Genomic DNA, 19,203 nt, shown 5'->3' with positions numbered 1-19,203 from the left:
CGACCCAATCCGCGACGTCATCAGATCAGCCAATGCGCCGGGCAATGGCCCCCCGTTACAGGCGCCGTGCGACCGGTGGTGGCCAGTCAGATGACCGGCATCCCATACCGCAGCCCCGCACCGCCCCATTGCCGTGGAGACCTCCGGCCCCCGAGGCGAGATCGCCCTGCCGTTAAGCCCGGGGCCAGCGCGAACCCTGCCGGCTTTGCAAAAGCGCGACCCTCACCACCAAGTACCACTGGACGAACATGCCTTACGACCGCCACTCGAAACTACGATCCCTGCTCACGCCGCTTCTGCTCCTCGCCGGTCTTCTGCTCTTCGGCCAGCCGAGTTCGGCCGCTGAGCGGATCGTCAGCTTCGACAGCGACATCACGCTCGCGACATCCGGCGAGCTGACTGTGACCGAGCGCCTCGAGGTCGCAAGCCAAGGCTTCGAGATCCGCCACGGCATCTTCCGCGACTTCCCGACCGTGCGCGCCGAGCAAGGCGGGCTCGATCGCAGCAGCTTCTCACTGCTGTCGGCCTCGATCGACGGTGCGCCCGCCGAAACGCGCGTGGTGAAGGAGAGGGACTTTGTCCGGGTCTATGTCGGCGACGAAGACACCATTCTGCGCAGGGGGCGACACGTGGTCGAGATCCGCTACCGCACCGACCGACAGGTGCAGTTCGGAGAGGACCGCGACGCGTTGATCTGGAACGTCACCGGCACCCGCTGGAGCTTTCCCATCGGCCGCGCGCAGGCGACCCTGCATCTGCCAGACGGCGCGGGGGCGACGGAGATTGTGGCCCATGCCGGCCCTTACGGCGCCGAGGGCGGCCCGGCCCGGTGGGACGCGTCCGCGGACGGCAGAACGGTCCGGATCGAGACCACGGCGCCGCTGGACCGGCAGGAGGGGCTGACCTTCGACGTGTCCTTCCCGCAGGGCATCGTGGCGCAGCCGACCCTGCTCGACCGCTTGATCTGGAGCGTCCGGGATCGGGCCGCCGACTGGGTGGCATTGCTCGGGACCGTGCTGCTGCTGCTCGGCCAGCGGCTCGTGCAGAGCCTCGTGGGCGGCGCGCCGGCGCCGCATCCGGTCCGCGAGCGCCGCGCCCCGCCCGAAGACGTCTCGCCGGCGCTTGCGGCCTATGTCGCGTATAACGGCCACCTCGGCGACCAGACCATGATCGCCGCAGCCATGAACCTTGGCCGCAAGGGGCTGGTCACGATCGATCAGGACGGCAAGCACTGGTCCCTCGCGCGCACCGCCAAGGCGCCGGGGCCTCTGCCTGCGGGAGAGGCGGCGCTTCTCGAGGCGCTCGAGGCCGCTGGCGGCGGTGTGGAGGTGACGCCCGCGAACCGCGGGGCGGTCGAAACCCTGCTGTCCGCGTTCCGGAGGGCCGTCGAGGGGGAGCATGGCGAGAGCTTCTATCGCTGGAACGGCGGCTGGATGCTGGCGATGGCGATGGCCTGCTATGCCACCGCCGGCCTCGTGGCCTACCTGTGCTTCATTCCGCGCGAGCCGGTCCTCATCGTCGTCGGCCTCGTGCCGCTCCTTCTCACGGGGATCTGTCTCATCCCCGCGCTCGCCCGTGCCGGTCAGAGCCGCGCGCGCGAGGCGGCCTCCGTCCTCGCGCTGGGGCTATCGCTGTCGTGCTTCGTGTGGGTGGTGTTCGGGGTGCTGTCGGGCATCACCGGGATCCTGCCGACCCTCGCCCTGATCGCGCTGCCGGTCTCGTACTGGATCTTCGCGAGCCGGATCGGGCGGCCGACCGAGCTCGGACAGGTTCGCAAGGCGGAGATCGCGGGGCTGAAAGCGTTCCTCACCGCGCCCGATGCGGAGTTTGCCGGTGAAGACCGCCCCCTCGAGCGCGAGGACTTCGAGGCGCTGCTTCCCTACGCCGTGGCCCTCGGCCTCGAGACGCAGTGGTCGCGGGCCTTCGCCCAAGCGTTCGGGGATGCGACGAGTGAGCCGCTGGGCAACCTGCGGTGGTTCCCGTGGTGGACCCTGCACAGCCCCTCCTACGGAAGCCACGGGCTGGCCTCCGCCTGCAACGCGATGAATTCCGGGCTGACCTCCTGCACGAGCGTGTCGACTTCGGGCGGCAGCTCCGGGGGCGGCAGCTATTCCGGCGGCGGCGGAGGTGGCGGCGGCGGGGGCGGCTGGTAGGGCCGCGCGCCGCCTGACGGTCCGGCTTAGGGCGGGCCGCTGCGTGAGCGTCGTCACAAGTGGCCGAGATGTGGGGAGAGAGCGGCGTTGACCCGCTCAGATGCGGTCGCCAATGGGATGTGCGCCGCCGACGTTAAGACCGTGGGTCCAGATGGACATTCCCGGCAGGCTTAGCGCTCAGGCGACTGGCCCGACGACAAGTCTGCCTCGGGCACGGCGTGGTCGGCGCTCCGAGATCCCCGGGCCAAACGCGCCACGCGACCGGCCAGACGAAAGCTCTGCGCTCAAGGGTGGCGAGGCCTGCGCCCCGCCATCCCCGAACTCGACAGGCCACGCGACGGCGCGGCCCGCGCCCTCACGGTGCCGGCGGTTCCTCGACCCACTCAGGGCCAGGTGGCGGGCCGAAGCGGTTCGCCCCCGCCGTGCCGGGGCGGGCCAGCTCGACCAGCAGCCACAAAAGCGCCGCCCCGCTGACGAGAAGCACAAGGGTCAGGGCGATCGAAAGGCCCGGACCGATGAGGTCCTCGGCTGTCGCCTCGCCCATCGCGATCGGCAGGGACAGCGCGGCCAGCGCTGCGGGCCCGGCCCCTGCCACCAGCATCCACCACCCGCGCCGCCCGCGGTCGTGCAGGCGGCGCGACGTCGCCGCAGGTCCGATGACCACGCCGAGCACCGTGACGAAGGTCGTGGCCGAGTAGCCCCCTTCGGAGCTCCTCACGTCGAGCAGGACCGCGAGGCCGAGGGCCACGGCGAGCGCAAGGACGATCCCCCAGTACTCTGCCCGCCGCGCCCGCCCGTCGAAGCGCACGAGGCGACCGGGCCGCAGCACCCGCCGCGTCCCGCTCATGGCGAGACGGCCCCTTCGCCGGACGGCGCCTCCGGCGCGACCGGCTGCCCGTCGCGCCAGAGATCGTGCTGCACCGCGCCGTCGTCGCCGTAGAAGCTGCTGTAGCCGTGGCGCTGCCCGTGACGCCACATCTGGACAGTCCTCACGGCGCCATCCTCGGCGAAGAGATAGGTGGGCCCGTCGCGCTCCCCGGCGGCGAAATCGGCCACCTCGAGGCGGTAGCCGTCGCTGTCGACACGTGTCCAGGTTCCGGTGCGCCGATCCGCCTCGTAGGTGCCTCGCCAGACTTCCGAACCGTAGTTCACGGTCTCCTGCCAATGTCCGGACTTCTGCCCATCGACATAAGTCCCGCCCGTGACCAGTTCGCCCTCCTTCATCTCCTTGTACGGGCCGTCGAGCGTGCCGTGATCGTAGGTCTCGAGGAGGAGGAGTTCATCGCAGCAGCGTGTCATGTGGCGACGTTCCCCGTGCAGCTCGCCATCCGTGTCGTAGCTTTCGTGGATGACGCGACCGTAGCTTTCGGTGCGGATCCAGTCGCCGACGCGGTGCCCGTGTTCATAGCGGCCCTTGTCGAGGGTTTCGCCCTGCCAGACCTTGGTGAACAGGCCGTGTTCCTTGCCGTCGACGAACGTCACGCGCGTCACCTCGCCGTCGATCGAGCCGGTCGCCACGTAAAGGCCTGTATAGTCTCCGTCGATCATCTCGGTCCGGTCGGTCAGGGTGTCGCCCTGTTCTCGGGTGAAGAGGTAGTAGGCGCCGGCCTTGATCTCGGTCTCGACGGTGTCCCCGGCGATCTCGACGGTCTTGAAGCCGGGTTCCTGACCTTCGACCGTCACCGCCTCCCGAAGCCAGATCAGCTCGTCGTCGCGCCAACGGCGTTCGCGCCGGAAAGCGCCGTCGTCGGTGAAATCGACCTGCCGGACGAGCTCACCCTCCTCCGACCACTGCTTTTCGGGGCTGACGGGCGTTCCGCGCTCGAGGGTCCGCTCCTTGCGGAGCTCGCCTGACGGCCAGTACTCCCGCACCGTCCCGTCGAGATTGCCGGCGAGGTACCGGCCTTCCTGAAGGACACGCCCCTCGGTATCGAAGTTGCGGTAGATGCCGTCGCGCTCCCCCGCGCTCCAGTGGGAGACGGAGGCGAGCTGGCCGTCCTCGTGGAACTTCCGTTGCACGCCCTCGAGCCGGCCGTCCACGTAGGTCTCCTCGAGCTCGATCTGGCCGTTGCGGTAGAACTCCTGCCACGGGCCATGCAGCGTGCCCTCCTTCCAGCCCTTGCGCAGGCGGACGTCTCCGGTGTCCCAGTACCAGACTTCCGTCCCGTGCCGGTGGCCATGGCGATAGGGCGTGACCGCGGCCCGACGCCCCTCGGTGTCCCATGTCAGCGCCTCGCCGTGCGGATCGCCGTTCTCGTTGACCGGCACGCGCTGCTTGAGCTCGCCCGAGAGGTGGAAGAGATCGTAATGGTGGGTGAGGTGGCCCTCGCCAAGCTCCGGCTCGGTGTTGCGGACCCGCGCATGAAGGACGCCGTCGAGGTCGCGGATCTCGATGTGGTAGACGCCGTCCTCGGCCACCTCAGTCACCTCGGGCGGCTCGTAGGTGTAGTCGCCCTTCGGGTCGGGGGCGAAGTCCGCGCCGACGCGCTCGGCCGATGCCATCGCGGGAAGGCCGAGGCAGAGGATCAGGGCTGTCGCGGTTCTGCGGATCATTGCGCATCCTCCTCGGTGTCGTCGGTCCGGTCACTGTCACTGTCACTGTCACTGTCGGACGGGCCGGTATAGGGCGCGGGCAGATCCGGGAAAGTCACGTCGAAGCGGCGCGTGACATCCTCCTCCGTCAGCGTCGCCCGCTCGATGCGTACGGGCCGGCCTGTCACCCGCAAGGTCCCGTCGTCAAACGTCGTCTCGGCCAGCGTCGCGTCGCGCGATGCGGCCCCGCCCTCGGGCGCCACCAGCGTCAGCGGGGTCCCTTCGGAATCGACGAAGCGCCAGCGGTCGGTCAGATCGGCCACCGTGGCCGTGCCCTCCAGGCCAAGCGCATCGCGATCGATCAGCCAGGGCCGCTCGGCATCGAGCGCGATCTCCGCCGGCTGCCACGTCACACGCGCCGAACACGCGAGCACGGCGGTTTCGTCGCCTTGGCCATAGAAGTGCCCCCGCCGCCTGTCGTCGGTCCTCAGCTCGAAGATCTGCGAGCCGTCCAGACTGTCGTGCGGTCTCACCACGAAGGCCAGCTCGTGCCCGGCCAGCGGTTCGGCGTCCTCGAGCGTCATGTCGCAATAGGGGGCCTGCAGAGCCGAGAGGCGGAAGCGAAGCGCGGCGCGCTCGAGGCCGTCGGGCGCCGTCGTGTCGAAGGTCGGTGGCGGCCCGTCGCGGAACAGCGGCAGGGGCGTGGGTTCGCGGTCGGGGTCGAGCCGCGCGCCGCGCTCGGTCTGGAACACGACCTGCCGGACCGCCGCGGGGTCCTGCGAGAAGCGGTCGACCCGCAGGGCGATGGTTTGCGGGACCTCGTCGGCCCGCAGCGCAATGTGCAGTGCGGCGGGATCCGAAGCGGCCAGAAGGCGCGCCTGGCTTTCGCTGGGGCTCAGCCAGTCCGGCCCCCGGTCGCCCGCATAGATCTTGCCCTGCACGCCGGAGCCGCCCGGAAAGGACAGGGCAAAGCGGTCGTGGGGGCGTCCGGATATCTCGAGGCTGTAGCCGTCCTCCGACGGGGCGAGGGTGGCCGTCACGCCGTCTTGGGAGACCTCCGCGCGACCGTCGGCGTCGGGACGCAGCGTGAGCACGAACGGCTCCGTCGGGAACCAACGCATCTCGCCGCGCAGCGCGGTCGCGGCGTCGAGCGCAGTCTGCGCGTCACCGAGGCCGGTCAGCCGGGCGAGCGTCGTCGCGCGAAAGGCCGCGTCCCCCTCGAAGGCCGGTATCACCAGGGGTGCGTCGGCGATGAAGTCGATGCCGAGGTCGCGCTCGCCCTCGAAGGCCCGGAGCGGTCCCAGCTCGAACCGGCCGGCGTTTTCGCCGACCTCGATGTCGAGCGGCAGCGCCAGCCCGAGACCGCGATCGAAGGCCTCCGCGGTGCCTTTGGCGTCGGCGAAGATCTCTGCCTCGTCCGGGCGCGGCTCGAGCGGCGCCGGATCGGACGTGCGCATCTCGTTCCAGCGCTCGGGCTCGCGGGCCCAGTCGGCATGGACGGGGCGGTCAGAGCCAAGGGGGGCGATGGCGATGGTCTGGCGCGAGCTGGCAAACTCGCCGTCGCTCATCTCGAACCGGCGGGCGATGGTCATGACCTGCCGCTCCACCCAGCCGGTGTCGCGCTCAATGACCGCGAGCCCGGAGAGCTTCAGCCCCTCGTGGTCGGCGAGATAGCTCACATGCACCGAGGCGTCGCTCACCTCCGTCACCGTCAGCGTGATGTCCGGGATGCCTTCGAGGTCGGTGACCGTCTCCCAGCCTTCCTCCACCGCGATGGCGGTCGGGGCGCCCGGGTGACGCAGGTGGCTCTGCATCTGCTGCACGACGTCCTGCGGCAGATCGGTGTCGCCGTGGGCCTGCACCTCCCCGAGGCGGCCTGTGTCACGCTCCACCGTCGCATCGAGGCCGTTTTGCATGAGGGGCGCCACCTCTCCCCACGCGTCGCCGAGGGCGGAGTTGTAGACCGCGCCGGCGCTCTGCACCGCGAACCAGTCCGGGAAGATCCGCAGCGAGATCTCGTCCGAGCCGAGATCCGTCACACGGAACCGCGTCAGCGCCGAGATATAGGTGGTGTCGGAAAAGCTCTCCTCTCCCTCCCCCGAGCGCACGGAAATCTCGGTGTGGTAGGTGCGCTCCTCCTCGGGAGCGGGGGAGAAGGCGAGGGTCTCGGCGGCGGCGTGACCTGCGCCGAGGCATGTCGCCACACCTGCGAGACAGAGAAGCCGCAAGGTAGATCGCAATGTCATGGATATGTCCCGTTCTTGTTCTTTGGCACCGGGCCGGCGCCGGTCGAAGGCGCCGAGCTCCGTGGCGCGGGCCGAGGCTGGGCGCCGCGCCTATAGAAGCCCCCGATCGCCTTCCAGCGCCCGATTTTGCCTCGGACCGCAGTCCGATGCCGGACCGGACTGCGGTGCCTTGTCTCGTAGGCGGTCCCGTAATGCGTCAGCGGATGCGCTGACCGTTCGCGAGGATGTGTCCCTGATCGTCGACCTCGATCTTCGAGGTCAGGCCGCCGTCCTCGGTCGGGCGGGCGAACATGCCCAGCATCATTCGCGGCCCCATGACCTGGTCCTCGGTCAGGAGACCCAGCTCGACCAGCGCATCGAGCAGCTCGTGCACGCCTTCGGCCCGGAACGTGGCCGCGCCTTCCGGAGCGGGCATTCCGCCGAAGCTCTCGGTGTCCTCGGCGTCGAACTCGAACGCCCCTTCGCCGGTCAGGCGGGCACCGGCGACATCGACGTTGAGAAGGTCGAGCGACACGCTGTCCGGCTCGAAGGGAAGCGGCGACGTGGCCGGGCGCGGCGGGCTGTCGGGGTCCATGACGTTGCTCATCAGGCGCATCGCGCCGCTCACACCAAGCTCGACCGTCGCCGGATCGCGGGCGAGGCGCCCTTGCGGATCGACGATGTTCCAGACCTCATCGTTCACCTTGAGATCCACCAGCCCGAGACCGACCTTGAAGGGTTCGGGGTCTTCCGAAGGCGCGAGCGGGATGTCCCACTCGTAGCGATAGGTGCCGAGGGTCGCATCGATCGGCGCCGGAAGCCGATCGGCTTCTGCGGAGACGGTGATATCCCGCGCCTCGCCGGAATAGAGCATCCGGCCGTCTTCCACGTGCGACATGAACTGGCTCGACGCGAGCTGCCCCGAGGCCGTGACATGATGCTCGGCCTCGGTGAAGGCGAAGTCGTACTCCGATGGCCCGAAGTTGTATTCCATGGCAAAGCCGAAGGCGTTCGTGAACGGGTCGCTGCCCTCGAGCTTTTCCATGTCCGCTGGCAGTTCCAGATGACCTTCCGTCGAGAACGCGTCGAGCGAGGCCTTCGCCGAGACCGTCTCGTCGAGGTCGATGTCCCGCGCGCTGAGGGCGAAGTCCGCACCCTCGGCGCGCAGCGACGAGGAGAACCGCCTCGGATCTCCCTCGGCGGTCGAGAACGAGCCCTCGGGATTGGACAGCGTGAACCCGGCCTCCGATATCTCCGCACCGTCGAAATCCTCGGCCGGGTCGACCTCGAGCGACAGGCGCCCGGCGGAATAGTCGTAGGTCATCGCCTCGGGCGTGCCGCTCACGATGGTGGTCGCATCCTGCTGGCGCAATGTCATGGTCAGGGGCGAGACCTCTGCGTCCTCGTCCTCGGACTCGGTCGGCTGGAGGGCGATCGCGAAGGCGTCTGCGCTCTCGATCCGTACGCGGCCGTCGCCGGTCTCCACGAAGGAGACATCGCCGATCTCGCTCGTGACCTCCATGTCGCCGTCGGAGGCCACCAGCCGCAGGCCGCTCACCTTGAGGCCGTCCTCGGTCTCTTCCTCGGACTCGAAGGTCACGTTGCTGCTGGAGCCGGCAGATCTCTCCAGCACCTCCTGCCAGCTCTCCCAGACATTCTCGGCCGTGACATCGGCCTGTGCCACGCTTGCTCCGACGAGGCCGAGGGCGAGGCTCACGGTGCCGCAGTAGGTCCTGTATGTCATGGAAACATCTCCGCTTTTTGCTCAGTCTGAACACCTGTCCCGATTTGGTTAGACCGGTTCGGCAGCGGAGAACAGAGGGGGCGGCGGATCCATGCCGATCAGGCCCCCGGCGCAGGCCCGCGCCCGGCGTGGCCCGTGAGAGAGCGTGAGATAGGTCTTTCCGGCGAAGGGGGCGCCCGGTCGTCCGCTTGCGCGGTCAGTGGGCCGGAGGTGGCCGCACTGGTTCCAGACGGGCGGCAGGGGTGAATCGCCGCTGCCCTGCGTTCACGCGCTCCGACGATGGCCGAAAGGCGCGCAGAGCTGTCAACATCCGCTCGGCGAGGCCTCTTCTACTCTTCAGGGACCGAGATCGGCGTATCAAGCTCGAACTCGAAGTCGTCGTCGTAGCGGGCGCGCAGGAATTCCATGAACCTGTTGTGAAACTGGCGGGTGTGCTCGTGCGCCAGACGGTCCGCCAAGGCGATGTCTCGTTTTTCGATCGCACCGACCATTTCGTAGTGTTCCGGGTTCAGGAGCGCATCGGTGTCCGAGCGTCGGATATAGTCGAAATGCATGTGCAGAATCCGGCGCCCTTCATCGAGAAGCTGCCCGTAGCTTCGCGCCAGATAAAGATTGCGGCCCGCATTCGCGATGGACATGTGGAAGTCGCGATTGGTGGCCGACATCGCGAGGTAGTCGTTGGCGCGGCAGGCATCGTCGAACGCCTTCGCCAGGGCGCGCATTTTCTTGATGTCGGTCGCGGTGGCATAGCGTGCCGCCAGCCGCGTGTTGATCCGTTGCAGGAAGTCGAGCGCTTCGACGTAGCGTGGAAACTCGGCCAGGTTGATCGGGGCCACCAGCGTCGAGCGGTTCGACAGCATCTCAACCAGCCCGTCGGCCGAGAGCCGGACGAGCGCCTCGCGCACCGGCGAACGCGACATGGCGAATCGCTGGCTGATGCTGGTTTCGTCCAGAGGCGAGCCCGGCTCCAGAGCAAGTGTGAGGATCTCTTTCTTGAGCGTCTCATAGACGTGACGCGCGCCGAGGCCCTTGGCCTGCTTCTGCGTATTCACTTCCACCTTCGACATGAATCCCGGTCCTTAGCTCGATTTTCAGCATCGCTGTAGCGCTGCGCTGATCCCAGTTCAAAAGTATTGACATGTCGACAGCGTGGCGACAAGCTTCCGTGCAGACATTATGTCGACAACAGGGAAAACAATATGAGAAAATTTGCACTGGGCCTGATGGCCACGACCATGCTGACCGGCGTTTCTGCTCATGCTCAGGTCGCGGAAGGCAGCCGTCTGAACACGGTTCTGGAACGCGGTTCTCTCTTGTGTTCGGGTCACAACGGCTCTTTCCTCGGCTTTGCCGAAGTGGACGACCAGGGGACCTGGAAGGGCGTCGACATCGATCTCTGCCGCGCCCTGAGCGCAGGTCTGTTCGGTCAGTCCGACGGCCACCTCGAAATCGTTCCGATCAGCTGGGCGCAGCGCTGGCCGGCCCTGCAATCGGGCGATATCGACGTCGTCATCAAGGTGTCGGGCTGGACGCAAAGCCGCGATACCGAGCTCAACCTCGCCTACTCGACCCCGTATTTCATCGGCGCCTTCCAGGCGATGTCGAAGGCGGATCTGGGCGCGGAGAGCGTCGCCGACCTCGATGGCGGCACGCTCTGCGTCGGCGCCGGGACCTCCACCGAGCGCGCCACCGCCACCTACCTCGAAACCAAGGACATCGAAGCCGAACTGCTGACCTTCGAGAACGGCGACGAACTGCGGAACGCCTATTACGAAGGCCGCTGCGACGCGCTGGTAGAATGGGCGCCGAGCCTTGCCGCGGGCCGGGTCGATGCGCCGGACGGCGCCGACAACCACGTGATCCTGCCCGACGTCATCGCGCTCGAAGCCGAGGGCATCATCGTGCCCGAGGGCGACGCGGACTGGCTCGACGTGCAGAACTGGATGCTGTCCTCGCTGTGGTTCGCCGAGATGGAAGGCATCACCTCGGAGAACATCGACGAGTTCAAGGAAAACCCGCCGTCTGAGACCATCGCCAAGTTCCTCGGCAACACGCCGGGTTACGGCGATCGCCTCGGGCTGGACAACGAGTGGGCCTACAACATGATAAAGGAGGTCGGCAACATGGCCGAAATCTACGATCGCAACATCGGCTCCGGCTCGCCCTACGACCTGCCGCGCGGCATCAACGCGCTCTATAACGACGGCGGCGTCTTCTACCCCTTCATCGTGGACTGAACACGCCCCGCGTCCCGGCCGCACCCCGTCCCGGCCGGGACGACACATTGACCCCTTCCCATGCGAAACCAGTCGAGGAAAAGCACAATGGCGTCTTTCCTGAAGGACAAGCGTGTCCGCGATACAGGCTATCAGGTGGCTTTCGTGGGAGCGATCGTCGCGGTAGTGATCGCCTTCGTCGTGGTCGGCAAGGCGAACCTCGACGCGCAGGGCATGACGTCCGGCTTCGGTTTTCTGGAGCGCTCGACAGGCTGGCGCATCAGCTTTTCGCTGATCGAGTATTCGACCTCGTCACCCTACTGGAAGGCCATCCTCGTCGGCATCCTCAACTCGCTCTTCCTCGGCGCGCTGGCCCTGCCGGTCGCCACCGTGGTGGGGATCGCCGTCGGCGTGATGCGGACATCCGGCAACGGCATGGCCGAGCTGATGGGCACCTGCTTCGTCGAGGTGTTCCGGAACGTGCCGCTGATCCTGCAACTACTCTTCTGGTACACGGTGCTGCTGGGCTTGCCCGCCCCGCGCGATACCGCACCCGTTCTGGGGGTCTTCGCCTTTACCGGGCGCGGCATCTACCTGCCGGGTCTGAACGTGACCGGCGGGTCCGTGGTCCTCGCGGTCTGCGGTCTTGCGGCGGCCTTGGCCGCGCTCCTCTGGCTGCGCAACGGACGCTGGTCCAGGGTCCCGGCGGCGCAGGCGCGCAAGGAGCGCCTGCTGCTGTGGGCCGTCGCCGGGGTCGCCGCCGTGCTGTGCCTGTGGCTTGGCCGCATCCCCGACACGCCGCTGGCCAACATCCCGGAGCAAAGAGGCCTGAACTACAAGGAAGGCATCCGCGTCTCACCGGAACTCATGGCCTGCGTGATTGCCATCGCCATCTACGGGGCCGCCTATATCGCCGAGATCGTGCGCGCTGGCTTCAACGCCGTGCCGCGCGGCCAGACCGAGGCCGGGCACGCACTGGGCCTGACGTCTTGGCAGATCTTCAGCCGCATCCGCATGCCGCTGGCCCTTCGGATCGTCATGCCGACGCTGATCAACCAGTACGTCTGGCTGTTCAAAGCGACCACGATCGGCATCGCCATCAGCTTCACCGATTTCTTCATGGTGATCTCCACCGCCATCAACCAGAGCGGCCAGACCCTTGAGCTGATCGCGATCCTGATGGGTGGGTTTTTGGCCATCAACTACACGATTTCCTTTGTGCTCAATCGCGTGAACGACGCGATCAAGCTCAAGGGCACCCAGCTGAGGATCTGAGCGCATGACCCACGTGATCCCCGCCTCCGTCCCGCAGCCGTCGTTTGCGGAGGCCATCAAGGGCCGGTACTTCTCCACCCGGCGCGATACCATCGTCAGCCTCGTCTTCGCAGCGATTGCGATCTGGCTGGGGTGGTCCCTGGTCAACTGGGCGCTGGTCAACGCGACCTTCGGCGCAGGGCAGGGCGATGTCTGCCGCGAGAACATGCATGGCGGGGCCTGCTGGTCCGTCGTGTCGGCCCGCTGGCGCATCGTGCTGTTCGGTCTCTATCCGTTCGAGGAGCAATGGCGCTCGGGGCTGGCCTGCGCGATCATGGTGATCGTGGCGATCCTGTCCTGCGTGCCGTGGTTCTGGTCGCCGCGCCGGCTGCCGGTGCTGTGGGTCGCAGGCTTCGCCGCCTTCTATATCCTGATGCGCGGCGGCCTGTTCGGCCTGCCCGAGGTGACCGAGCAGAACTGGGGCGGTCTTGCGCTCACGGTGTTCATCTTTGCCGCCGTGGTCCTGCTGGGGATGCCGCTGGCGATCGTCTTCGCCCTGCTGCGCCGGTCCGAGCTGCCGTGGATCGCGAACACCATGGCGCTGGTGATCGACACGATCCGCTCGCTGCCGCTGCTGTCGATCATGTTCACCTTTGCCATCGTCCTGCCCTTCGTGCTGCCGGGCTGGGCCATCGGGGACAAGCTCTACCGGGTCATCGCAGGCTACGCGCTGTTTTTTGCCTGCTACCAGGCCGAGATCATCCGGGGCGGGATGCAGGCCCTGCCCAACGGGCAGGAAGAGGCCGCCAAGGCGCTCGGCATGACCTACTGGCAGCGCATCGGCTACATCATCCTGCCGCAGGCTTTCCGCAACGCCCTGCCTCCGACGATCAATCAGATCGTCATCACCTTCAAGGAAACCTCGCTGGTCACGATCATCGGCTTCTTCGATGTGATGGCGTCGGGCCGGGCGGCCTCCGGCACCGCCGAGTGGAACTTCGCCACCATCGAGATGTACGTCTTCGTCGGGCTGATCTTCTTCGTCTTCGTCTTTTCCCTGTCGCGCTACGGCGCCTATCTCGAGCGCCGCCTGCGCGTCGGGACCCGCTGAGGAGCCCTGAAATGAGCGAACCCGCCATCCGTATCTCTGCCATGAACAAGTTCTATGGCACCTTCCACGCGCTGCACGACGTGGATCTCGAAATCGCCCGCGGCGAAAAGGTGGTGATCTGCGGCCCCTCGGGCTCTGGCAAGTCGACGCTGATCCGCTGCATCAACCGGCTGGAGGAGCATCAGGCCGGGGAGATCGAGGTCAACGGCACGCCGCTGGACGACAATCTCGATCATATCGACGAAATCCGCCGCGATGCGGGCATGGTGTTCCAGAACTTCAACCTGTTCCCCCACATGACGGTGCTGGAAAACTGCACGCTGGCGCCCGTTCTGTCCGGTCGCCTGAACCGGGCCGAGGCGGAAAAGACCGCCATGCGCCTGCTCGAGCGGGTGAAGATCCCCGAGCAGGCGCACAAGTACCCCGGCGAATTGTCGGGCGGCCAGCAGCAGCGCGTGGCGATTGCCCGGGCGCTGTGCATGTCGCCGCAGATCATGTTGTTCGACGAGCCGACCTCGGCGCTGGATCCCGAGATGATCTCCGAGGTGCTCGACGTGATGGTGGGCCTCGCCGAGGAAGGCATGACGATGGTCTGCGTGACCCACGAGATGGGCTTTGCGCGGCGGGTCGCGGACCGGGTGATCTTCATGGCCGAGGGGCGGATCATCGAGCAGGGCCCGCCCGACCAGTTCTTCGACAACCCGCAGAACGACCGCACCAAGGCCTTCCTGAGCCAGATCGTCGGTCACTGACCCGGAACACCAACCACCTGCGCCCGGGCAACGCCTTCCGGACTGTCGAACGGCGCGGCGACCTTCCTGCCAAGAAAAGGACAACTCCATGAGCTACAACGTCAAACTCTCGGGCGTCATGCCTGCACTGGTCACGCCCTTCGATGCTGACAACAAGATCGACTTCGACGCGTTCGGCAAGCTGCTGACCCATTTCCGCGACAGCGGCGTTACCGGCTGGGTGCCCAACGGCTCCACCGGGGAATATTTCAGCCAGACCACCGAAGAGCGCCGCGCGGTTCTGCAATTCGTCAAGGACTTCGCCAATGACGACGAGATCCTGATCGCGGGCACCAACGCGCCCGCCACGCGCGAGGTGATCGAGCAGACCGCGATGGCCAAGGAGATCGGCTATGACAACGTGCTGCTCGCGCCGCCCTTCTACACCCGCCCGACGCAGGACGAGCTGATCAAGCACTACGAGACGGTGCTGGCCGAGGTCGACGTGAACCTCGTGCTCTACAGCTACCCGGCGAAGGACGGCGACGACATCTCGTTCGAGCTGATGGATCACTTCGCCGACAACCCGCGTGTCATCGGGATCAAGGAATCCTCCGGCGTTCTGCAACGCGCCATCGACATCATGTCGCGCTACGAGGGCAAGATTCAGCTGATCTCAGGCTCGGATGACATCGCGCTGGACTTCATGTTCTGGGGCGCGGAATCCTGGATCTGCGGTCCGTCCAACTGCATGGCCAAGGCCTGCTGCGAGCTGGATCGCCTCTACAAGGCCGGTGATCTGGTGGCCGCGAAGGCGCTGATGACGAAGCTCTACCGCGCCATGAACATCCTCGAATCCGGCAAATTCGTGCAAAAGATCAAGTACGGCGCCGAGCTTCAGGGCATGCCCGTGGGCGAATGCCGCGCGCCGCTCGGCCCGCTGACCGAGGCCGAGAAGGCCGAGTTCAAGGAGGCGATGGCGCCCATCCTCGCCATGTGAGCACCTTCGGGGGGCGCGGCGTTTCGCGCCCCACAGTCCTCAAGGGGTCGACCATGACCAAACCCACACTCGTGATCGGCGCCGGCGTCATCGGCGCGGCCATAGCTTTGGAGCTTCAGCGGCGCGGACGCCGCGTGATCCTGATCGACCGGGAGGCGCCGGGGCGCGGCGCCAGCTATGGCAACATGGCGTCGATCGCCGTGACCGAGTTCATGCCGGCCTCGCGCCCTTCCGTCTGGCGGCAGATCCCCGGCTGGCTGCTGGATCCCGAAGGGCCGATCTGCGTGCGCCCGGCGCATATGCCGCGCCTGATCCCGTGGTTCTGGCGCTTCCTTCTGGCCTCGCGCCCGTCGAAGTTGCGCGAGCTGGAAGCGCAGGGCGCGGCGCTGTGTTCGCGGGCCCTGGCGGACACGCAGGAGATGCTGCGCGACCTGGGCCTGTCGGATCACCTGTCCGACACCGGCTGCCTCTCGCTTTATGCCGACGAGACCGAGTTCGCGGCGGATCGCGAGCGGATCGAGATGCTCGACCGGTTCGGCTTTGACTACGAGGTGCTCGGGCACAACCAGTTGCACGATCTGGAACCCGAGATCGACGGGCGGATCACCAAGGCGCTGCTGCTGCCCGACAACCGCACCGTGCGCGATCCGTTCCGCATCGTGACCGAACTGGTCGCGAGGTTCGAGGCGGCGGGCGGCAAAGTCGAGCGCGCCGCGGTCGTGGGCTTTGACCGCTCCGATCGGATTGAGGCCGTGCGGCTGGCGGATGGTCGGCGGCTCGAGTGTCAGGAGGCCGTGCTGGCCGCGGGGGCGTTTACCGCGCGCATGGCGAAGCAGCTGGGAGAGCCGATCCCGCTGGAAACCGAGCGCGGCTACCACACGCAGATCATGGACCCGGGCGTCAGCCTGAATCATTCGATCATCTGGCCTGCCAAGGCGTTCATGGTCTCACCGACGGCGGGCGGCCTGCGCATCGGCGGCACCGTGGAGATGGCGGGCCTCGACACGCCGCCCGACTGGCGGCGCTCGAAGATCACCGTGCGCCGCGCGAAAGAGGCGCTGCCCGGACTGCGGGTCAAGAACAGCACCGAGTGGATGGGGCACCGCCCGGCCATGGCCGACACCGTTCCCGTGATGTCCGCCAGCGCCAAAACGCCGGGCGTCTTCTACGCCACGGGGCACGGCCATCTGGGTCTGACCTATGCCGCGACGACGGCAAAACTCATGGGGCAGCTGATCGCGGGCGACCGGCCCGAGCTCGATCTGCATCCCTATCGTATCAATCGTTTCTAAGGAGAGCGCTATGACCGAGAAAACATGCCTCATCATCGGCGGCGGCAGCGGCATGGGCGCCGCGACAGCCCGTGAAATGCACGCGCGCGGCTACAAGCTGACGCTGATGTCGCCGTCGGAGAGCTGCGAGACCCTGGCCGCCGAACTGGGCGCTGTCGCCCACCGTGGTCGCGCCGAGACGGCGGCGGATACGCAGGCGGTGTTCGATCTGGCGATGTCCACCTATGGCCGCATCGATGCCTGCCTGATCCACGTGGGCGGCCCGCCCAAGGGCGACCTGCTCGACATCGCCGAAGAGGATTGGGACCGCGCCAACGAGATGGTGATCAAGCCGGTCCTGCGCATGGCCAAGCTGCTGACGCCGGTGATGGAGGCGCAGGGCGGCGGGTCGATCGTGAACATCACCACCTTCTCCGCGTTCGAGCCGTCGCTGATCTTTCCGACCTCCTCGGTCTACCGCGCCGGTGTGTCGTCCTTCACCAAGCTCTATTCCGATCGCTACGGCCCGGCCAACATCCGCATGAACTGCCTGCTGCCCGGCTTTACCGACAGTCTCGACCTGCCGCAGAAATACGCCGACATGTCGGCCCTGGGCCGCCTTGCCCGGGCCGAGGAGCAGGGCAAGGTCGCGGCCTTCCTGCTCACCGATGACAGCAGCTACATCACCGGCCAATCCCTGCGCGTCGATGGCGGCGTGACCCGGCACATGTGAGGTTTCCCATGAAGACCCAGATTTTCATCGACGGCGCCTATGTCGCGCCGACCGGCGGCAAGACCTTCGATGCGGTCGATCCGTCGAACAATTCGGTGTTCCACCAGGTGCCGCGCGGCGGTGCAGAGGATATCGACAAGGCGGTCAAGGCCGCCCGCCGCGCCTTTGACGAAGGGCCGTGGACGCGCATGAGCGGCGCCGAGCGCGCCGCCTGCCTGCGCAGGATGGGCGACCTGATCGCCGCACGCACCGATGCGCTGGCCCGGATCGAGGTGCAGGACAACGGCAAGCCGCTGCCCGAAGCGGTCTGGGACATCGAGGACACCGCCGGGGTGTTCCACTTCTACGCCGACCTGGCCGAGGGGCTCGACGGTCACGAGCAGAACGTGCCGCTGGGCATGGAGGGCTTCACCTCCAAGGCGGTGAAGGAACCCATCGGCGTGGCCGGGGCGATCATCCCGTGGAACTTTCCGCTGCTGATGGCCTCGTGGAAGGTGGCCCCGGCGCTGGCGGCGGGCTGCTGCATGGTCCTGAAGCCGTCGGAGCTGACCTCGGTCACGGCGCTGGAACTGGGCGAGATCGCCAATGAGGCCGGCCTGCCGGCGGGCGTGCTGAACATCGTCACGGGCTTTGGCCCCGAAGCCGGGCAGCCGCTGACCGAGCATCCGCTCGTGGACAAGCTGGCGTTTACCGGCTCTGTGCCGACCGGATCGCGGATCATGGCCACCGCCGCCCGCGACATCAAGGCGGTGTCGCTGGAGCTGGGCGGAAAGTCCCCGCTGGTCGTCTTCGCCGATACCCCGGTCGAGGAAGCGGTGGAGTGGATCCTCTTCGGCATCTTCTGGAACCAGGGCGAGGTCTGTTCCGCCACATCCCGCGTGCTGATCGAGGACAGCGCTTATGAGGCGGTGATGGAGCGGCTGGTGGCAGAGGCTCGCAAGATCAAGATCGGGCACGGGCTTGACGAGGGCGTCCTGCTTGGGCCGCTGGTCAGCAAGTCCCAGCAGGAAAAGGTGCTGGACTGGATCGAAACCGGCAAGCGCGAGGCGCGTCTCGTGTCCGGTGGCGGCATTCCCGCAGGTCTCGAAGACGGCTGCTATGTCGAGCCGACGATCTTCGCCGACGTGCCGGAGGATGCCACGATCTGGACCGAGGAGATCTTTGGCCCGGTGGTCTGCGTGAAACCCTTCAAGAGCGAGGACGAGGCCATCCGCCTCGCCAATGACACCCGCTTCGGCCTCGGCGCTGCGGTCATGTCCAAGGATCTTGAGCGGGCCGAGCGTGTCGCGCGTGCCTTCCGCGCCGGGATCGTCTGGATCAACTGCTCGCAGCCGACCTTCACCGAGGCGCCCTGGGGCGGCTACAAGCAGTCGGGTTTCGGCCGTGAACTGGGGGAATGGGGTCTGAACAACTACCTCGAGACCAAGCAGATCACGACCTGGGACGCGCATCGCCCCTGGGGCTGGTACATCAAGGAATGACGAAGCCGCTGTCGGGCAGATGCGTGCTGGTGACAGGCGCGACCGGCTCCATCGGTCGCGCCATCGCCCGTCAGCTTTCGCAGGATGGGGCGCGCGTGGTGCTGCACTATGCGCGCAGCGGCGATGCCGCGCGGACGCTGGCCTCCGAACTGGGCGAGGCCATTGCCATTCAGGCCGATCTGTCGACGCCCGATGGGCCGACGGCCCTGTGGCAGGAGGCCGAGGCAAAGATGGGCCGCCTCGACGCGCTGGTGAACAATGCGGGGCAGTTGACGGCCTCTTCCGTCGAAGATGCGCTGAACGACTGGCACAGGGTCTGGGCCTCCGACATTCAGCTCAACCTGATTGCGGCGGCGGACCTGTGCCGCGCGGCCATCGGCCATTTCCGCAGCCATGGCGGAGGCCGGATCGTCAATATCGCCTCGCGCGCAGGGCAGGGGGGCTACCGGGCCGAGGCGATGTCCTACGGTGCGACCAAGGCGGCGCTCATCAACCTGACGCAGAGCATTGCGCGCGGCTTCGGTCCGGACAACATCCAGGCCGTCGCCATCGCGCCGGGCTGGGTCAGGACCGCGATGTCCGACGCCTATGTGGCACAGCACGGGGCCGCCGCGGCGCTGGCGGGCATTCCGGTCGGCCGCATGGCGGAGGCCGACGAGATCGCGGAGCTTGTCGGGTTCGTCCTGAGGCCTTCGCAGGTGTCGCTCTCGGCGGCGGTGCTGGACGTGAACGGCGCGAGCCAGATGAGGTGA

Annotated in this window: 15 protein-coding genes; 10 read left to right on the top strand and 5 right to left on the bottom strand. The window is 67.2% G+C overall.

Annotation, left to right across the window (positions count from 1 at the left end; all coding sequences use genetic code 11):
• Window positions 1-248: 248 nt before the first annotated feature.
• Window positions 249-2,153 carry a DUF2207 domain-containing protein gene (locus LCM15_RS06290; protein ID WP_224854405.1) on the top strand — a complete coding sequence of 635 codons (1,905 nt, stop codon included), beginning with the start codon at window positions 249-251 and terminating at the stop codon, window positions 2,151-2,153.
• Window positions 2,154-2,508: 355 nt separating this feature from the next.
• Here the strand turns inward: LCM15_RS06290 and LCM15_RS06285 are convergent, their stop codons facing one another.
• From LCM15_RS06285 to LCM15_RS06265, 5 genes are all read right to left on the bottom strand, one after another.
• Complete coding sequence (locus tag LCM15_RS06285) at window positions 2,509-3,000, bottom strand: DUF805 domain-containing protein (protein WP_224854402.1); 492 nt, start codon at window positions 2,998-3,000, stop codon at window positions 2,509-2,511.
• Window positions 2,997-4,706 (bottom strand): toxin-antitoxin system YwqK family antitoxin, encoded by a 1,710-nt coding sequence (locus LCM15_RS06280; protein WP_224854398.1) that lies wholly within the window; start codon window positions 4,704-4,706, stop codon window positions 2,997-2,999. Before LCM15_RS06280 ends, LCM15_RS06285 begins: the two co-directional genes overlap by 4 nt.
• Window positions 4,703-6,931: a hypothetical protein gene (locus tag LCM15_RS06275; RefSeq protein WP_224854395.1), complete on the bottom strand. Its 2,229-nt coding sequence runs from the start codon at window positions 6,929-6,931 to the stop codon at window positions 4,703-4,705. Before LCM15_RS06275 ends, LCM15_RS06280 begins: the two co-directional genes overlap by 4 nt.
• 196 nt (window positions 6,932-7,127) lie before the next feature.
• On the bottom strand, window positions 7,128-8,654 hold the full coding sequence (locus tag LCM15_RS06270) for a DUF2125 domain-containing protein (RefSeq protein ID WP_224854393.1): 1,527 nt from the start codon (window positions 8,652-8,654) through the stop codon (window positions 7,128-7,130).
• 329 nt (window positions 8,655-8,983) lie between these two features.
• A complete protein-coding gene (locus LCM15_RS06265; protein WP_224854390.1) occupies window positions 8,984-9,721 on the bottom strand; it encodes a GntR family transcriptional regulator in 738 nt (245 codons plus the stop codon).
• A 132-nt stretch (window positions 9,722-9,853) separates the two neighbouring features.
• On the opposite strand from LCM15_RS06265, the gene LCM15_RS06260 reads away from it, so the two are divergent.
• From LCM15_RS06260 to LCM15_RS06220, 9 genes are all read left to right on the top strand, one after another.
• Window positions 9,854-10,891 carry a transporter substrate-binding domain-containing protein gene (locus LCM15_RS06260; protein WP_224854388.1) on the top strand — a complete coding sequence of 346 codons (1,038 nt, stop codon included), beginning with the start codon at window positions 9,854-9,856 and terminating at the stop codon, window positions 10,889-10,891.
• Between the two features lie 87 nt (window positions 10,892-10,978).
• Entirely contained in the window at window positions 10,979-12,145 is a 1,167-nt protein-coding gene (locus LCM15_RS06255) for an amino acid ABC transporter permease (RefSeq protein ID WP_224854385.1), read from the top strand.
• A 4-nt stretch (window positions 12,146-12,149) separates the two neighbouring features.
• Window positions 12,150-13,235: an amino acid ABC transporter permease gene (locus LCM15_RS06250; RefSeq protein ID WP_224854382.1), complete on the top strand. Its 1,086-nt coding sequence runs from the start codon at window positions 12,150-12,152 to the stop codon at window positions 13,233-13,235.
• An 11-nt stretch (window positions 13,236-13,246) separates the two neighbouring features.
• Window positions 13,247-13,987: an amino acid ABC transporter ATP-binding protein gene (locus LCM15_RS06245; protein ID WP_318246059.1), complete on the top strand. Its 741-nt coding sequence runs from the start codon at window positions 13,247-13,249 to the stop codon at window positions 13,985-13,987.
• Between the two features lie 88 nt (window positions 13,988-14,075).
• Window positions 14,076-14,966 carry a dihydrodipicolinate synthase family protein gene (locus tag LCM15_RS06240; protein WP_224854380.1) on the top strand — a complete coding sequence of 297 codons (891 nt, stop codon included), beginning with the start codon at window positions 14,076-14,078 and terminating at the stop codon, window positions 14,964-14,966.
• Between the two features lie 53 nt (window positions 14,967-15,019).
• Window positions 15,020-16,258, top strand: a complete 1,239-nt coding sequence (locus LCM15_RS06235) for an NAD(P)/FAD-dependent oxidoreductase (protein WP_224854377.1) — start codon at window positions 15,020-15,022, stop codon at window positions 16,256-16,258.
• Window positions 16,259-16,268: 10 nt separating this feature from the next.
• Window positions 16,269-16,970: an SDR family oxidoreductase gene (locus LCM15_RS06230; RefSeq protein WP_224854375.1), complete on the top strand. Its 702-nt coding sequence runs from the start codon at window positions 16,269-16,271 to the stop codon at window positions 16,968-16,970.
• 8 nt (window positions 16,971-16,978) lie between these two features.
• Window positions 16,979-18,451, top strand: coding sequence for an aldehyde dehydrogenase family protein (locus LCM15_RS06225; protein ID WP_224854373.1), 1,473 nt, complete (start codon window positions 16,979-16,981; stop codon window positions 18,449-18,451).
• Window positions 18,448-19,203, top strand: a complete 756-nt coding sequence (locus LCM15_RS06220; RefSeq protein ID WP_224854370.1) for an SDR family NAD(P)-dependent oxidoreductase — start codon at window positions 18,448-18,450, stop codon at window positions 19,201-19,203. The genes LCM15_RS06225 and LCM15_RS06220 overlap by 4 nt, the downstream gene beginning before the upstream one ends.

It is taken from the genome of Salipiger bermudensis (genome assembly GCF_020171625.1).
GTDB classification, from domain to species: domain Bacteria; phylum Pseudomonadota; class Alphaproteobacteria; order Rhodobacterales; family Rhodobacteraceae; genus Salipiger; species Salipiger bermudensis_B.
Note: the sequence above shows the minus strand (reverse complement) of the source record. Positions and strands in the feature narration are given on the sequence as shown.

What these genes read in the sequence shown, in the direction of transcription:
- LCM15_RS06290 (WP_224854405.1), top strand. Translation starts at nt 249, where the DNA reads ATGCCTTACGACCGCCACTCGAAACTACGATCCCTGCTCACGCCGCTT.
- LCM15_RS06285 (WP_224854402.1), bottom strand. Translation starts at nt 3,000, where the DNA reads ATGAGCGGGACGCGGCGGGTGCTGCGGCCCGGTCGCCTCGTGCGCTTC.
- LCM15_RS06280 (WP_224854398.1), bottom strand. Translation starts at nt 4,706, where the DNA reads ATGATCCGCAGAACCGCGACAGCCCTGATCCTCTGCCTCGGCCTTCCC.
- LCM15_RS06275 (WP_224854395.1), bottom strand. Translation starts at nt 6,931, where the DNA reads ATGACATTGCGATCTACCTTGCGGCTTCTCTGTCTCGCAGGTGTGGCG.
- LCM15_RS06270 (WP_224854393.1), bottom strand. Translation starts at nt 8,654, where the DNA reads ATGACATACAGGACCTACTGCGGCACCGTGAGCCTCGCCCTCGGCCTC.
- LCM15_RS06265 (WP_224854390.1), bottom strand. Translation starts at nt 9,721, where the DNA reads ATGTCGAAGGTGGAAGTGAATACGCAGAAGCAGGCCAAGGGCCTCGGC.
- LCM15_RS06260 (WP_224854388.1), top strand. Translation starts at nt 9,854, where the DNA reads ATGAGAAAATTTGCACTGGGCCTGATGGCCACGACCATGCTGACCGGC.
- LCM15_RS06255 (WP_224854385.1), top strand. Translation starts at nt 10,979, where the DNA reads ATGGCGTCTTTCCTGAAGGACAAGCGTGTCCGCGATACAGGCTATCAG.
- LCM15_RS06250 (WP_224854382.1), top strand. Translation starts at nt 12,150, where the DNA reads ATGACCCACGTGATCCCCGCCTCCGTCCCGCAGCCGTCGTTTGCGGAG.
- LCM15_RS06245 (WP_318246059.1), top strand. Translation starts at nt 13,247, where the DNA reads ATGAGCGAACCCGCCATCCGTATCTCTGCCATGAACAAGTTCTATGGC.
- LCM15_RS06240 (WP_224854380.1), top strand. Translation starts at nt 14,076, where the DNA reads ATGAGCTACAACGTCAAACTCTCGGGCGTCATGCCTGCACTGGTCACG.
- LCM15_RS06235 (WP_224854377.1), top strand. Translation starts at nt 15,020, where the DNA reads ATGACCAAACCCACACTCGTGATCGGCGCCGGCGTCATCGGCGCGGCC.
- LCM15_RS06230 (WP_224854375.1), top strand. Translation starts at nt 16,269, where the DNA reads ATGACCGAGAAAACATGCCTCATCATCGGCGGCGGCAGCGGCATGGGC.
- LCM15_RS06225 (WP_224854373.1), top strand. Translation starts at nt 16,979, where the DNA reads ATGAAGACCCAGATTTTCATCGACGGCGCCTATGTCGCGCCGACCGGC.
- LCM15_RS06220 (WP_224854370.1), top strand. Translation starts at nt 18,448, where the DNA reads ATGACGAAGCCGCTGTCGGGCAGATGCGTGCTGGTGACAGGCGCGACC.